A 13,776-nucleotide genomic window follows, 5' to 3' on the forward strand; every position below is an offset into this window, starting at 1 on the left:
CTTAGGCGTTGGTGCCGCCGTCAACGGTCAGGTTTGCCCCCGTGATGTAGGAGGCTTCCGGGCTCGCCACAAACGACACAAGCGCCGCGACTTCTTCCACGGTCCCATACCGATTGAGCGCCGTGACGGCTTTTTGCGGAGTCGCCCAGTCGCCCGCCGCCGGGTTCAGATCTGTGTCGATCGGCCCCGGCTGCACGTTGTTGACCGTGATGCCGCGCGCACCAACCTCTCGGGACAGTCCCTGCGTAAACATCTTGACCGCACCCTTCGTCGCCGAATACGCCACAAGTCCCGGCGTGAGCACGCGTTCTCCCACGCACGAGCCGATCATGATGATGCGGCCGCCATCATTCATATGCTTCAACGCCTCCTTCGTCGCGACGAAGATGCCACGGAGGTTGATGTCGACCATACGGTCCATCTCTTCTAACGTGGTCTCCTCGAACGGTTTTGGGATCGCGGTCCCGGCGTTGTTCACCAGCACATCAAGCCGCCCAAGCGAAGCAACGGCCTGCGCAACCGCGGCGGCAACGGCCTTCGCGTCGGCGGCGTCTGCCTGGATCGCAATGGCCTTTCCGCCTGCCCCTTCAATCGCCTTGACCACGGCCGAGGCCGAGGTGGCGTCCTTTGCATACGTGATAGCGACACTCGCTCCGTCGGATGCCAGGCGCTTTGCAATCGCCGCGCCAATACCTCTTGAGCCACCTGTAACAAGAGCAACTTTGTTAGCTAACTTAGACATGGAACCCCTTCTCTTTCTTGTCGAATAACGCTATTTATTGCGAAATGAATCATCATTCCGCGCCGCACTGAATACTTTCTGGATATCTCCTCGCTCGCGGTGCTGACTTACCCGCGGGCTGCCTGGCCATAATCTCCTACGTATGCAATGGATGTGTTTCTAAGTAACGCGGATCATACTTTGAAGGTCTAGAATCTATGCTCGGGAAGCATGGAGCTGGATCTATGGAATTAAGACACCTTCGCTACTTCGTAGCGGTTGCGGAGTCAGGCAGCCTCACCGTCGCAGCCAGCGAGAAGCTGCACACAACCCAACCTTCTCTCAGCAGGCAGATAAAAGATCTGGAGTCGGAGGTAGGCGCACAACTCCTGACACGCAGCGTTCGAGGCATTGAACTTACCCCCGCCGGACGAGTCTTTCTCGACCACGCCCGCGTGGTGCTCTCGCAGGTCGAGATCGCCGTCGAGTCGGCCCGTCGTCTCGCCGAACCCACGAAACCGTACTTCGTCCTGGGCTTCCTCACGGGGCATGAATCGACTTGGCTGCCCGAGGCTCTTCAGCTTCTCCGAGATGAGTTGCCGAATATTCACATCGTGGTCTCGAGCCAGGTATCTCCACAACTCGCCGTGGGTCTCTCGAAAGGCACGATCGACGCTGCTTTCCTGCGCCGCGAGGAAGGAACCTCAGACCTCGCGTTCCGCCTACTGGTCAAGGAGCAACTGGAAGTCTTTATGCCGGTAGGGCATCGCCTCGCCTCTCGGGATGGCGTCGACCCACGAGAGCTCCGAGGCGAAATCTTTCTCAGCATATCGGCCAAGGCACTCAACGGAGTTGGTGGTCCGCCAGCACTACGTATCGTGATCGACGCCTATCTGAAGAAGTGTGGTATCTCTCTCAAACCAAGTCACGAAGTAGATAATCTGGCCGGTATTATGTCACTTATTACATCAACGGGCGGCGTCGCGCTTCTCCCGACGTATGCAAAGAACCTGCTTCCCGTGGCCGTCATAAGCCGGCCCCTCAAAGGAGTCATCCCAACCGTCGATCTTTGCATCGGCTACAAGAAGGACAATCCGTCCCCCGTGCTACAGATCTTCCTCTCCCGATTGGAGGAATTGATCGATCGTGTCTCCCGCAAGACGCATCAAGTCTCGCCCGGTGCTCGAGTGAAGCATCACCATGGTTGACACCTTCGCCTATTAGAATCACAATGTAGTTATTATGCTCGGGGAGTTCGAATACCTCCTGATGACCGCTGCCGCTCGCCTTGGAGAAGACGCCTACGGAGCCGCGATTCGCCGCGAGATCGAACTGGCGACAGAGCGCCGCTGCTCCATCGGAGCGCTCTACACAACACTCGATCGCCTCGAAAAGAAAGGGCTCGTCAAAACCTGGATGGGCGAGGCGACCGCCGAGCGGGGCGGCCGCGCGAAGAGGATGGTGCAGGTCACGGCAGAGGGCATCCGCGCGGCAACCGCCTTCTATGAGGCCGTACGGCGCGCCAGCCGGGATGTCTCTTGGGAGATCAAATGAGGAGCCTATCGCGGCCGGCAGAGTTCGCATCGCGAATGCTCGAAGCAGCCGAGCGCGAGGCCGTGTGTGGTGATCTCAACGAAGCCGCGGGCACCAGCTTAGAGGGGCTCCGTGAAGTCCTCGGCCTCGTCGCGAGGCGTCAGGCGCAACTCTGGCTTGGTTGGCGCCCATGGTTATGCCTCGCTATCGTTCTGCCCCTCGGAATTCTTCTGTCCGTGGTGTCCCATAGGATCAGTTCCGGAAACGCCGTAACGCTCTGGCTCACCGCCAACAATGTAGATGCCTACCTCCTGCGCAACGAGGGCTTCTGGAGCGGTGTGCGTGATAGCGTCCCCGGCGTCTTCCTGGCGTGGCTGGCAATCGGCTGCTGGAGTTGGACCTGCGGATTCGCCGCCGGCGTCCTGTCTCGCCGCGCCGTCTTGTCGACAGGCGCAATCTTCTGCGTGGTGTTACTTGCATGCGCCGTGCCCGGTGTCCTCTCTGCAATGGACTACAAGCCCGCCTTTATCCGAGCCGATCTGTATCACGTCAACGACGCGGTCTTCCGCCTAGCCTTCTACCGCTGGATGCTTCCGCTCTTCGTGCAGATCGCGCTCGTCCTGATCCCCGTCCTACGCGGAATGTGCGACGGGACACGCAGTAGTTTCATTCCGCGCGCCCTCAAAATCGTCATGTGGCTCTCGGTCTCGCTTACCGTCTTTAGCCTCGTCACGCAGGGGATGTTCTGGTGGATGGTGCGCGTATGGATGATGTATCCCCTGCGCTATCCGCTTCTGCCTTCGCTTCTGCCGTTCGCCATGCTCGGACCGATGGCGTATCTGCTAAGTCTTACAACCCAACAAAGAAAAAAGGTGAGCACGCGATGAAACGTGGCCTCTCTGTAGGAGCTGTCTTTCTCTTAGCCGTGATGTCCCTGGCGCAGGATCATCCGGCACCCGCCGATGTGAAGACCACGCCCGACCGCATCACGCCAATTCCCGAACGCAAGCCCGCTGCCGACTTCTCGCTTCCCGACGCCCAAGGCAACACCATCACGCTCTCCGGGCTCAAGGGCAAGGTCGTGCTCCTCGACTTCTGGGCCACCTGGTGCGGAGGATGCAAGCTCGAGATCCCCTGGTACATGGAGTTCGACAAGAAATATCGCGATATGGGCCTCTCCGTCATCGGCGTCTCGATGGATGACGAAGGCATGAAGGTCGTCAAGCCCTTCCTCGCCCAGAGACACATCGATTATCCCGTCGTCATCGGCGACGAGGCCATGGGCAAGCGTTTCGGCCTCGGGCAGATGCCTCTCACCCTCCTCATCGACAAGCAGGGAAGAGTCGCCATCGCGCATTCCGGCGTCGTCGATAAAGATGACTTCGAATCCCACATCCGCGAGTTATTGCAGTAATTCCTAGCCTGGGAGCGCACGCAGCGTAAGATCCACCACGCGCTGCATCTCGGCCTTCGTCGCGCCGTTCGAAGCCTGCGTCCCAAGCCCGGAGAGGACGGTGCAGAGATAGCGCGCTAGGTCGCCCGGATGAATATCCGCAGGCAAATCCCCTTCGGCCCGCGCGCGCCTTAGACGCTTCTGAATCGCCGCCTCAGCCGCCTTCTGCCACTCGATGATGTCTTTGGTGACAGGCTCGGAACCTCTCCCCGGCGTAATCGGATGAACCGACATCCACCCGCGCGGATTCCGCGGATCGGCCAGAAGATTCAAGGCTCCGCGTAGCAACGCTTCAACGACTCCCCGCGCTGTCGGCTCTTCAAGAGCCGTATGCAGATACGACGCCGGCCCCTCGGTATACAGGATAAAAGCCCTCCGAAAAAGCGCTTCCTTATCCCCAAACGTCGCATAGAGGCTGGGCCGATTGATCCCCATGGCCTCGGTCAGATCGTTCAGCGACGCCCCTTCATACCCTTTCTCCCAGAACACTCGCATCGCCGCCTCGAGCGCAGTGTCCTCACAAAAGCAGCGTGGCCGCCCCATCTTCGCAGGTGCTGTCGAGCTCGGTGCTGCGGTCTCGGGAGTCTGTCCCATGATCGTTAGATGAATTTTATACCGCGAGGTTCAAAAGAGTTGCATCCTACCGCTTCGCAGTGACATCTTTATCGTGCGGTACAAAAATAGGCCGCCTGGAGGATGTATGTCGAAGAAGCTTGAAGGAAAGATTGCGCTGGTCACCGGCGGAAGCACCGGGATCGGTCTCGGGACAGCGCGGCAGTTCGTCGCCGAAGGCGCGTACGTGTTCATTACCGGACGCCGTCAGCCTGAACTCGATGCCGCCGTCAAGACAATCGGTTCGAATGTAACCGCGATCCAGGCCGACGCCTCGAAGCTCGAAGACCTCGATAAGCTCTACGCGCAGATCAAAAAGGAGAAGGGTCGCGTCGACATCCTGTTCGCCAACGCAGGCGGAGGCCAGTTTGCCCCGCTTGGACAGATCACGGAAGAGCACTACGACAGCATCTTCAACACCAACGTCAAGGGGCTCCTCTTCACCGTGCAGAAGGCTCTTCCGCTGATGCCCGATGGCGGCAGCATCATCCTCAATGCATCGATCGTCTCCATCAAGGGAATGCCGGCGTTCAGCGTCTACTCCGCCACCAAGGCAGCGGTCCGCTCCTTTGCGCGAGGTTGGACCAGCGATCTGAAAGACCGGAAGATCCGCGTCAACGTCATCAGCCCCGGCCCTATCGAAACCCCCGGCGTCGACGGCCTCCTCCAGACGGAAGAGCAGAGGCAGGGCTTCTACGCCACCATGGCCGCGCAGGTTCCGCTTGGCCGCGTCGGCCGCCCCGACGAGATCGGCAAGGTCGCCGTCTTCCTGGCATCGGACGACGCGAGCTATGTCGCCGGCGTGGAACTGTTTGTCGATGGCGGAATGGCCCAGATCTAAGCAAGTCGTACGTCAGTCGACCTCAGGGTGCGGTCATGGGAGCGCACCCTGCTTTTAGCAGCGCTTAGTCAGAGAGAGGCACACAATGTCAGCAGCAGAAAATCAATCAGACCAATTCGCGTCGCTCGCAGTCGGCGTCTTCAAGTCCACCGTCGAACGAACCGCCAAGCTCTGGTCTGGCCTCACCGAAGAACAGCTTCATAGCGAGATCGCTCCGGGCAAGAATCGCGTGATCTACATCCTCGGACACCTCACCGCAACCGCGGATGCGATGTTCAGCCTCCTCGGCTTCGGCCCACGTCTTCATCCGGAACTCGACGAGATCTTCATCAAGGCCCCGGATAAGTCCATCGCCATCCTTCCTTCATCGGATCACCTGAAGGCACAGTGGGACGAGATCAACGCTGCCGTCCTCTCCCACAGCGCGAAATTATCCCCATCCGAGTGGCTCCAGAAGCACACCGCTGTCTCCGAAGAGGACTTCGCCAAAGAGCCCCATCGCAACCGCTTCGCGATTCTCCTTGGCCGCACCAGTCACCTCGCCTATCACCTCGGCCAGATCGTCCCCGGAACAAAGTAGCACTAACCCGACCTGACCCGCCAAGCCCTGCCGCGCCCTCGCGTGACAGGGCATTTTTTCTGCCGCTCCGCAGTCCCTCGCGCCTGCATTCGCATCTACGGTTTAAGTGAGCACAGCGAATGCCCGATCCGAAGCCATCCCCCGGCGCACCCAACGGACCACACGCGGACAAGCACTGCGCCACCTGCGGGCGCACCATCACCTGGCGCAAAAAGTTCGCGAGCAACTGGGACGAGGTGAAGTTCTGCAGCGACGGCTGCCGCAGGCACAAACCAGACAGCACGGACACGGCTCTCGAAACCGCGATCCTCGACTTACTCAAGGCACGCGGAAGAGGCAAGACCATCTGCCCTTCGGAAGCGGCCCGAGCCATCAAGGAGACCGGCTGGGAAGACCTCATGGAGCCCGCACGAAGAGCAGCCCGCCGCCTTGTCGCCGCGGGCCGCATCGACATCCTGCAGAAGAACAAAGTCGTCGACGGATCAACCGCAAAGGGCCCAATCCGCCTACGGCTACGGGGTACCTAGAAGCCCATCTTATCGTCCGCCGAAGGCCCATACAGCCCAGGAACAGGCTGGTTCAGCAGACGCAGATACACGCCAAGCTGCGCCCGATGATGGATCATGTGGTTGATCCCCATCAGCCTGTACGCATGAAAGCGCGTGCCGGAGAAGATCGGCTGATCGTTGTACGTCAGCTTCCATATCTCTTCGAACGCCTCGTCCGACGTCCCCGCCAGATCGGACTGAGCCTTGGTAGCGAGCTCGTCGAAGGCCGCAGCGATCTGCCCGGCAGATTCGAACACGAGCGACGGACTCTTCGTCTTGCCGAAGTCATACGCCGGCGTCGTCAGGATGATGGACATGAAGCTCGGCAGTTGCGCAACGTGCCCCGCCAGCTTCCCCAGCGGCATGGACTTGTCGTGAGGCCTGAACTCGCCCTGACTATCCGGAAGCCGTTCGAGTATCTTGCGGGTGTTTTTGAACTCACTGGCGAGCTCTGCCGTCAGAAGCGTTGAAAAGGGCATCGGGACCTTTCTGCTAGACCGCGTGACGAAAGCTAAATCCCGGTAATGTTGAAGCCGCAATCGACAAACGTAATTTCGCCCGTAATCCCCGAAGCCAGGTCGGATGCAAGAAATAGCGCAGCCCCGCCAACCTCGGACTGGTCCACATTCCGCTTCAGCGGCGCACGCTCCGTCACGGCATCCAGAATCTTGCTGAAGTCGCCGATACCGCGCGCCGCCAGCGTCTTGATCGGCCCCGCCGAGATCGCGTTCACCCGAATCCCCTTCGGCCCAAGCGAAGCCGCCAGGTACCGCACCGTCGCCTCGAGCGCGGCCTTCGCCACACCCATCACGTTGTAGTTCGGAAACACCTTCTCCGCGCCATAGTACGTCAGCGTGAGGATCGACCCACCCGACTCCATCAACGGAGCCGCCGCTCGCGCCACGGCGATCAGCGAGTAAACACTCACATCATGCGCAATCCGGAACCCCTCGCGGCTGGTCAGCAGGAAGTCGTTCTTAATCTCATCGGGCGGTGCAAACGCCACCGCGTGTACGACGCTGTGAATCGTCCCATAGGTCTCTTTGATCTGCGCGAACAGTGCATCGATCTCTTCATCCTTCGACACGTCGCACTGGAACGCCTTGGCGCTATGCTCCTGGGCTAGTTCCGTAATCAGCCCTTCGGCTTCTTTGCGCAGCCTCTCGGACTGGTAGCTGAGCACGAGCGTCGCGCCCGCCTCCGCAAACTTCTGGGCGATGCCATACGCGATGCTGCGCTTATTCGCGAGGCCGAAGATAACGGCGACTTTGCCTTTGAGATCGATCATGCTGTGGCGATGCTCCTGTGTTCCGTCGGTAAGGATACCAGCCGGACCGGACTGTGTGTCTAACGTGCCTGCATATCTAGCTTGCCTGCGTATCGAGGATCAGATCGATGTCATCCCAGTCCTCATCCGAAACATCCAGCTTCGCCGCCGCAAAGTTCTCTTCCAGATGCTCGATCGAACTCGTCCCGGGAATCGGAATGATATTCGCCGACCGATGCAGAAGCCACGCCAGCGAAAGTTGCCCGATCGTAGCCCCGTGATCCCTCGCAAGCCCCTCCAGAGGATGATTCGTTGACGCCGAATCGCTCGAAGGCCGCGTCAGCTTCCCCGCGTTGATCGGGTACCACGGAATGAACGCCAACCCATGCTCTTCGCAGTAGGAAAGCGTACTCTCCGACTTGCGTTCGACGAGGTTGTACCGGTTCTGCACGCTCACAATCGGAACGATCTTCCGCGCCTCTTCTATCTGCACCGGCGTCACCTCGGACAGCCCGATGTGCCGGATCTTCCCCTGGCTCTGCGCGTCCTTGAGCGCACCAAGCGTATCCGCCAATGGGACCGTCGGGTCGATCCGGTGAAGCTGGTACAGATCGATCCGTTCCACCTTCAGCCGTCGCAGGGAAAGCTCCAATTGCTGCTGCAGATAATCCGGCCGCCCACAAGCCTTCGACTTCGCCGGTCCCTGCCGCGTCAACCCGCCCTTCGTCGCAATCACCAAGCCAGCCGGATAGGGATGCAGCGCCTCCGCGATCAGATCCTCGGCGATTTGCGGCCCATAGGCATCCGCCGTATCGATGAAGTTGATCCCCAGATCTACGCACTTCCGCAAGACAGCATGCGCCGCCACCAGGCCAGTCGGCGGCTCGCCCCAGGCACCCTCACCCGTCAGGCGCATCGTGCCATAGCCCATCCGATGCACCGGCAGATCACCACCAAGAACAAACGTATCCCTCAAAGCCATAAGCCCTCTACTCCCTATCCCCTGCTCCCTGCCTTAACCATGCACAAGCCAGTCATACTGCTCGTCCGTCAGAGGAACGACCGAAAGCCGGAACTGCCGGAACATGATCGACCCCGTAAACACCGGAGCCTCGCGAATCTCCGCCAGCGGCTTCTCCCGCTTCAACCTCTTCAGCGGCTTGATCCGCACCAGCGGAAACTTCGGATCATCGGGATTGGTACCATTCGACACGATCTCAGCCGTCCCGACCGCCGCCTTGCCAACATTCGAGTGATAGATGACAGCCTTCTCACCCTTCTTCATGTTGCGCAGCGTGATCAGCGCCTGGTTATTTGTGATCCCGTCCCACGTCGTCTCGCCATCCCGCAGCAGGTCGTCGTAGGAGTACTTGTCCGGTTCCGTCTTCAAAAGGTAGGGCATAGACATAGGGTATAAGCCCTAGCCGCCAAGGTCTATCAAACTCACCGGCGGCAGCACCTGTCCAAGAAACCGCGACCCGAGCCGCTGGAACTTCTCGATCGAATCCGTCGCATAGAACGCCGTACTCGTGGCCACTCCAACCGCAGCCCGAGTGCCAATCTGCCCCGCAACCGCCTGCGCCGTAGCATCGGCGGAATCGATCAGCCGCAGCGGATAGTCCAGCCTCCGCAGCGTCTCTTCGATCAGCGGCTTCAGCAGCGGATAGTGCGTACACCCAAGCAGCAGGGAAGTCGCCTGCGGAGCCTCCGCCATTGCCTCCGCAAGATAAATCCGCAGCACCTCCGCCGTAACCGCGATCGTCTCTGGAGTAGCCTCGAGCCACCCCTCCTCTACCAGCGGCACAAGCAGGGGACAAGCCTTCTCTGTCGCTGCCAAGCCCCGCGCCTCAAGCGCCCGTGTATAAGCTCCAGACTGCACCGTTGCCGTCGTCGCCAGCACAAGCACATGCCCTGCTGCGCCCACAGCCTGAGCCGCAGCGGCCCCAGGAGCAATCACGCCCGTCACTGGAATAGGTAGATCAGCTTTCAGATCCTCAAGCGCCAGCGCCGTCGCCGTATTGCAGGCGACGACCAGGTGTTCCGCCCCTTGTTCCAGCAGAAATCGCCCACTCGAGAGCGCATACCGCGCAATCGTCTCCCGCGACTTCGACCCGTACGGCAACCGCGCCGTGTCCCCCAGGTACAGGTACCGCGCACCCGGAATCAGCGGAAGCAGCGCCCGCAGCACCGTCAGCCCGCCAAAGCCCGAATCGAACACGCCAATGGTGAGAGGTGAGTTCAAGCGTCTACTTCTCGTCGCCCGTCGGAGGACGGTTCGCGGTATCGACCGCCGGATACGCTCGCAGCAGGCTCGCATGCCCCGCAAGCGTCTCCCGAGGCTTCCCATCCACCAGAAACCGTATCTGTTCGATCTCCGGAAGCGTCGCATGCAGCGTCCCAATCATCGACTGCACCGTAAGCGTCTCCACAACGACCCCCGACGGATGATGATCGGCAAACGAACCCTTCAGGTTGATCACCGCAGTCAGCCCCCCCCGTGTTTGTGAGAGCGAATCCTGCCTGCTCCCCTGCGCGCCAGACGCGGCAGCCGGAGTAAACAGATACACATCATCGACTGCCCCTCCGCTCTGCAGAGGATGAGCCGACCCAGGCTGCGCGTACAGCGAAATAAGATTCTCAAGCAAAGCTCGCGCCTTCAGACCGGGATCCTCCGGAAGAGCGATCTGCCGCGATGTCGGCGTAAGAGAGACATCCGCATCGTTCGCCATCGACAAAGTCACATTTGCCAGCTCGGAAGGCGTAGGAGCGGCCAGCGGAGTCAGATCTCCATGATTGGCAAACTTCTCCCGGGCCTGTTCGCATCCGCGCAGGAGGAACAGGAACATGAACAGGATGCACCCAAGCAGGCACCAGAACAGCACGCGCTGATAGCGAGGGATCATCGCGCCCCTCCCGGCTTAATCGGCGCGATCGAAGGCACGGACCTCAAGGGCGCGCCCGGCGGAGTCGGCGGAGCAGGCGCCGCAACCGGCGGCTTGATCTTAGGCCGGGGAGCGGCCTTCGGCGCGGACGGATCAGCCGACGGATCCACAACCGGCTTCGGCGGATCGAACGTCGTCCGCCACGCCACCAGCGCCCCCGTAATCGCATCCGCAAGCTGTTGCTGATACCCCTCGTCATTCACCGGCGTACCCGACTTCGGCCCAAACTCGATGAGCACCGCCGGACACGTCAGCGAATCGATCGGAGGCACCGAAGACTGCAACGTCACCGGCTTGAACGACGCCGAAGCCAGCGCACTCGTCAGCCCTTCCAGCAAACTCAAACTCTGCGATACGTAGGTAGCCTGTGCCGTCTCCCATTGCAGAACAGAGTGCGGCTCCGGATCCGCCTGCAACGATGAAGTTGCCAGGTAAGCTCCCGACCCGGACGAGGTCGCATGAATCAGAAGGCATGCAATCGGCCTCGAGTGATTCGCAATGTCCGCCCTTTGGTCCGAGGTCATAGAGGCATCGCCATCCCGAGCCGAAACCACCGTCAGCCCCTTCGCCTGCAAGAGCGACCGCAGCCTCTGTTCGAACGCCAGCGTCACATCCTTCTCTTGAAGCTTGCCGCTCAGGCGAGCCCCGTTGTCCGTCCCACCATGTGCCGGGTCGAGAAACACCACATTCCGGTTGTACATCGGCAGGCTTGCGATCCCCTGAGCACCAAGCGGGATCGCTGAGAGTGCGGAAAAAGCAAGGGCAGCAGGAAAGAGCCGTCGAGTAGGAGGGGCTTGGCAGGTCACAGGATCAGTTCGATGCGGTTCGTCGTCCATTGTAGAGGACCGGCCAGCCATCCGCGTAAGTTGCTCTCGGGGTTTGCCTTCCAGCTAGTGCGAACTCCAGGTCTTCTCAATAGAATTGCAAAGCGTCTCCAGCGTGCAATCCGCGCACCGTGGCTTCCGCGCAATACAAATCTGCCGCCCATGATGGATCAGTTCATGCGAGAAAGCGATCCACCGGTCCTTCGGCAGGATCTTCTCCAGATCCTTCTCGATCTTCTCCGGCGTGCTCTCTTTTGTCAGCTCCAGCCGCCGCGAGAGCCGCAGCACATGCGTATCAACCACCACCCCCGAAGCGATCCCGAACCACGACCCCAGCACCACATTCGCCGTCTTCCGCGCGACGCCGGGGATGCGCAGCATCTCCTCCATCGTCTGCGGAATCTCCCCGCCATACTCGCCCGAGACAAGCTTCGCCGCACCCAGGATCGACTTCGCCTTGTTCCGATAGAACCCCGTCGTTCGGATCAGCTCCTCTAACTCCGGCAGCGTCGCCTTCGCCATCGCCGCTGGGGTCGGAAATGCCCGAAACAGATCGGGCGTCACAATGTTCACCCGCACATCCGTACACTGCGCCGAAAGAATCGTGGCAACCGTAAGCTCCCACGCATTGTGGTGATTCAGCGCACACACCACTCCCGGATACGTCTTCCGCAGCGCATCGAGAATCGCCGCCACCCGCTCCGGCGAGGTCGGCCTAGCGGTCCGCCCAGGCCGCTTCTTTGGAGCCACCGGCTCCGTCGCCGCAATCGCCCGCGCAGCCGCCCCCTCCGGTGACTTCGGAACCGGCCGAAGCGGAGTGATTACTTTCTTCGCGCTTTTAGCAGCCTTCTTCCCCGGAGCCACGGTTAGCCCAGCCGGTCCAGCATCTCCGCCGGCTGCAGCCTCACGCACGAGAAGATCGGCGTATCCTGCAGCGTGTACAGGCTGATCTCCGTCTCCCGAAGCTGCTGCACGAGATCAAGAAAGTCCTCGGGAAAGTTCGTCTCGAACGCCACCACGAACTCCTGGTCGTCGATCCCGAACGAGTAAGTGGTATTCAGCTTCACCCGCGGATACAGCAGCCCAATCCGGATGTGCTCATCCATCAACCTCTTCCGCTCCGCCGCCGACAGCAGGTACCACGGCCGCGTCTTCCAGAACGGATAGATGAAGATGTACTTCTGCCCGCCCGGCCGGATCGCGCCACGCCCCTCGCCTTCACTCTCATCCGGCCGATCGATCTGGTACTGCGATCTCTTGGTCATCGCCAGGAAGTTATGCGGCGAGGACAGATATCCGCCGAGCGGCGTGCCCATCAGCTCAGAACGCATCTTGTTCAGCTCATCGACCGCATATCCGATCGACCACACGCAGAAATCCACGTCGCCCCGCGTCCCGATCGTCGAATACGTCAGCGAAAGAAACTCGCCGGGCTTATTCCAGCGCTTCAACACCTCGACGAAAGCAGCTTTGTGCGCTGCCTTCTCCTCCGCCGGCAGACGACGCCACTCCGGCATCACCTTATAGAAGCTGAAGCACACGATCTGCCGCTTCACTGCCGGCTTTGAAGGATCATGCGGGGCCGCGCCGTAGCTGCTCGCCGGGCGACCGGGGGCGGGAGGGGTAGCGACGGCGGAGGCGGTTGCGACGGGGTTAATTTCTGCCATGATGCTGAATCTCCTGAGTCAGTATCATGCTAGCAAAGGCGCGACCCGATATACTGGGCTCACATGTCTGAAAAACTTGTTGCGGTCCTCATAGGCCTGATCTCCGCCGGCGGCTACTTCAGCGTCATGCTCCTCATGGCGCTCCAGTCCGCCTGCATCCCCATCCCGTCCGAGGTCATCATGCCCCTCGCGGGCTACGCCCTCGCCCACAGCCAGGCCGATCTCATTCTTCTCGCGACGCTCGCCTCCCTGGCAAGCAACATCGGCTCCATCCCCGCTTACTGGATCGGCGCGAAGGGTGGCCGTCCCATGGTCGAGCGCTTCGGTGGCTACGTCCTCCTCAGCCGCCGCGACCTCGATCTCTGCGAGCACTTCTTCTCCAAGTACGGCTCCATCACCGTCCTCATCGGGCGCATGCTTCCCATCGTCCGCACCTTCATCGCCCTGCCCGCCGGCATCGCGAAGATGAACCAGTTCCGCTTCCACCTCTACACCTTCATCGGTTCCTGGCCCTGGTGCTACGCCCTCGCCTACGTCGGCATGCGGCTCGGCGCGCAGTGGGACACGAACCCGAAGTTCAAGGCCGTCTTCCAGAAGTTCCACCTCGGCGTCGAAGTCCTGTTGGTCATCGGCATCATCTGGTTCATCTCCTCCCACTGGAAGAACCGCATCCGCGCCGGCGAACCCGCCTAGCTCTGGCCTTTGCCGTTCTGGTTGTCATTCCCGAAGGGAATCTGCGTTTGCCTTGTCTCTCGCTAGACCCGTCAAAACCCAGCGGGTGCCCCACC

At 60.7% G+C, this 13,776-nt stretch carries 19 protein-coding genes; 8 read left to right on the forward strand and 11 right to left on the reverse strand.

What is annotated here, in order from left to right; all coding sequences use genetic code 11:
* Position 1 precedes the first annotated feature (1 nt).
* The gene (locus GRAN_RS12055; RefSeq protein ID WP_128913300.1) at positions 2–742 is read right to left on the reverse strand and encodes an SDR family NAD(P)-dependent oxidoreductase; all 741 of its coding nucleotides are present in this window, start codon (positions 740–742) and stop codon (positions 2–4) included.
* A gap of 224 nt (positions 743–966) precedes the next feature.
* Between GRAN_RS12055 and GRAN_RS12060 the strand changes: the two genes are divergently transcribed.
* The 4 genes from GRAN_RS12060 to GRAN_RS12070 all read left to right on the forward strand — a co-directional run bounded on the left by GRAN_RS12060 (position 967) and on the right by GRAN_RS12070 (position 3,668).
* Positions 967–1,929: a LysR family transcriptional regulator gene (locus GRAN_RS12060; RefSeq protein ID WP_128913301.1), complete on the forward strand. Its 963-nt coding sequence runs from the start codon at positions 967–969 to the stop codon at positions 1,927–1,929.
* Between the two features lie 61 nt (positions 1,930–1,990).
* Complete coding sequence (locus tag GRAN_RS12065) at positions 1,991–2,275, forward strand: PadR family transcriptional regulator (protein ID WP_241654527.1); 285 nt, start codon at positions 1,991–1,993, stop codon at positions 2,273–2,275.
* Positions 2,272–3,141, forward strand: coding sequence for a hypothetical protein (locus tag GRAN_RS25505; protein ID WP_161570948.1), 870 nt, complete (start codon positions 2,272–2,274; stop codon positions 3,139–3,141). Before GRAN_RS12065 ends, GRAN_RS25505 begins: the two co-directional genes overlap by 4 nt.
* Positions 3,138–3,668, forward strand: a complete 531-nt coding sequence (locus GRAN_RS12070) for a TlpA family protein disulfide reductase (protein ID WP_161570949.1) — start codon at positions 3,138–3,140, stop codon at positions 3,666–3,668. Before GRAN_RS25505 ends, GRAN_RS12070 begins: the two co-directional genes overlap by 4 nt.
* A gap of 3 nt (positions 3,669–3,671) precedes the next feature.
* Here GRAN_RS12070 and GRAN_RS12075 read toward each other — a convergent pair whose 3' ends face one another.
* Positions 3,672–4,301, reverse strand: coding sequence for a TetR/AcrR family transcriptional regulator (locus GRAN_RS12075; protein WP_206662758.1), 630 nt, complete (start codon positions 4,299–4,301; stop codon positions 3,672–3,674).
* 106 nt (positions 4,302–4,407) lie between these two features.
* On the opposite strand from GRAN_RS12075, the gene GRAN_RS12080 reads away from it, so the two are divergent.
* From GRAN_RS12080 to GRAN_RS12090, 3 genes are all read left to right on the forward strand, one after another.
* Entirely contained in the window at positions 4,408–5,160 is a 753-nt protein-coding gene (locus GRAN_RS12080; RefSeq protein ID WP_128913304.1) for an SDR family oxidoreductase, read from the forward strand.
* A gap of 85 nt (positions 5,161–5,245) precedes the next feature.
* Entirely contained in the window at positions 5,246–5,740 is a 495-nt protein-coding gene (locus GRAN_RS12085; protein ID WP_128913305.1) for a DinB family protein, read from the forward strand.
* A gap of 119 nt (positions 5,741–5,859) precedes the next feature.
* A complete protein-coding gene (locus GRAN_RS12090) occupies positions 5,860–6,267 on the forward strand; it encodes a DUF2256 and DUF3253 domain-containing protein (RefSeq protein WP_128913306.1) in 408 nt (135 codons plus the stop codon).
* Here the strand turns inward: GRAN_RS12090 and GRAN_RS12095 are convergent.
* From GRAN_RS12095 to GRAN_RS12135, 9 genes are all read right to left on the reverse strand, one after another.
* The gene (locus GRAN_RS12095) at positions 6,264–6,767 is read right to left on the reverse strand and encodes a DinB family protein (RefSeq protein WP_128913307.1); all 504 of its coding nucleotides are present in this window, start codon (positions 6,765–6,767) and stop codon (positions 6,264–6,266) included. The two genes, GRAN_RS12090 and GRAN_RS12095, sit on opposite strands and share 4 nt — an antisense overlap.
* Positions 6,768–6,799: 32 nt before the next feature.
* Complete coding sequence (locus GRAN_RS12100) at positions 6,800–7,576, reverse strand: enoyl-ACP reductase FabI (RefSeq protein WP_128913308.1); 777 nt, start codon at positions 7,574–7,576, stop codon at positions 6,800–6,802.
* 76 nt (positions 7,577–7,652) lie between these two features.
* A complete protein-coding gene (locus GRAN_RS12105; protein ID WP_128913309.1) occupies positions 7,653–8,537 on the reverse strand; it encodes an aldo/keto reductase in 885 nt (294 codons plus the stop codon).
* A gap of 33 nt (positions 8,538–8,570) precedes the next feature.
* Complete coding sequence (locus GRAN_RS12110; protein ID WP_128914157.1) at positions 8,571–8,957, reverse strand: EVE domain-containing protein; 387 nt, start codon at positions 8,955–8,957, stop codon at positions 8,571–8,573.
* An 18-nt stretch (positions 8,958–8,975) separates the two neighbouring features.
* Positions 8,976–9,797, reverse strand: coding sequence for a glutamate racemase (gene murI / locus GRAN_RS12115; RefSeq protein ID WP_241654528.1), 822 nt, complete (start codon positions 9,795–9,797; stop codon positions 8,976–8,978).
* A 4-nt stretch (positions 9,798–9,801) separates the two neighbouring features.
* The gene (locus tag GRAN_RS12120; RefSeq protein WP_128913311.1) at positions 9,802–10,458 is read right to left on the reverse strand and encodes a GerMN domain-containing protein; all 657 of its coding nucleotides are present in this window, start codon (positions 10,456–10,458) and stop codon (positions 9,802–9,804) included.
* Positions 10,455–11,198: an N-acetylmuramoyl-L-alanine amidase family protein gene (locus tag GRAN_RS12125; RefSeq protein ID WP_161570950.1), complete on the reverse strand. Its 744-nt coding sequence runs from the start codon at positions 11,196–11,198 to the stop codon at positions 10,455–10,457. The genes GRAN_RS12120 and GRAN_RS12125 overlap by 4 nt, the downstream gene beginning before the upstream one ends.
* Positions 11,199–11,387: 189 nt before the next feature.
* Positions 11,388–12,233 (reverse strand): endonuclease III, encoded by an 846-nt coding sequence (gene nth / locus GRAN_RS12130; RefSeq protein ID WP_421800809.1) that lies wholly within the window; start codon positions 12,231–12,233, stop codon positions 11,388–11,390.
* A complete protein-coding gene (locus GRAN_RS12135) occupies positions 12,188–12,988 on the reverse strand; it encodes a chlorite dismutase family protein (protein WP_128913313.1) in 801 nt (266 codons plus the stop codon). Before GRAN_RS12135 ends, nth begins: the two co-directional genes overlap by 46 nt.
* A 63-nt stretch (positions 12,989–13,051) precedes the next feature.
* On the opposite strand from GRAN_RS12135, the gene GRAN_RS12140 reads away from it, so the two are divergent.
* Positions 13,052–13,681 (forward strand): DedA family protein, encoded by a 630-nt coding sequence (locus GRAN_RS12140; RefSeq protein WP_128913314.1) that lies wholly within the window; start codon positions 13,052–13,054, stop codon positions 13,679–13,681.
* Positions 13,682–13,776: the final 95 nt, after the last annotated feature.

The sequence above is a fragment of the Granulicella sibirica genome (assembly GCF_004115155.1).
Taxonomy (GTDB): domain Bacteria; phylum Acidobacteriota; class Terriglobia; order Terriglobales; family Acidobacteriaceae; genus Edaphobacter; species Edaphobacter sibiricus.